The 524-nt window shown below is 51.9% G+C and carries 1 protein-coding gene; it reads right to left on the reverse strand.

The features are described 5' to 3' along the window. Nucleotides 1-524 (reverse strand): AMP-binding protein (locus tag ABD002_RS19510; protein ID WP_343794279.1); only part of this gene is annotated, 524 nt, incomplete at both ends.

Raw genomic sequence — 524 nt, forward strand, 5'->3', positions numbered from 1 at the left:
GGCCGTAACGGTCCAGAAGATAGATCTGCGTGTTCCATATCGGACGGCCGATCGGGACTGCTTGGGTTAGGTTGAACTCTTCCGAAAGGAGCTCGTGGAAAGTAGCATTTACCGTCGTCTCTGTAGGGCCATACGCATTGAAAAGCCTCGGTTTATAACCATCCCGATTAAACCAGTCGGCGGCAGCGGCCTGGTCTACGCTCTCGCCGCCCGTCACCAACAGCCTAACGCCAGCTGGAATCTTTGCTGTCTTATCGTTTGCCAGCAACTTCCAGAACCTGACTGGAATGTCTAGAACATTTACTCGTTGAGCTTCGCACAAGCTCCAGAACAGATGCGCATTGGCTAGCCACGCATCACTGCGCAAAATTAACGCAGCACCCGAAAATAATGCACTGAAAAATTCTCCGATAGATACGTCGAAGGTAAACGAGGCAAATTGCAATACTCGATCACCCGGCTCAACTCCAAAGCTTTCGATCTGTGCCGTCGCCATATTGCACAGCCCGCGATGCTCCACCATG

Source organism: Dokdonella soli (assembly GCF_039523175.1).
GTDB classification, from domain to species: domain Bacteria; phylum Pseudomonadota; class Gammaproteobacteria; order Xanthomonadales; family Rhodanobacteraceae; genus Dokdonella_A; species Dokdonella_A soli.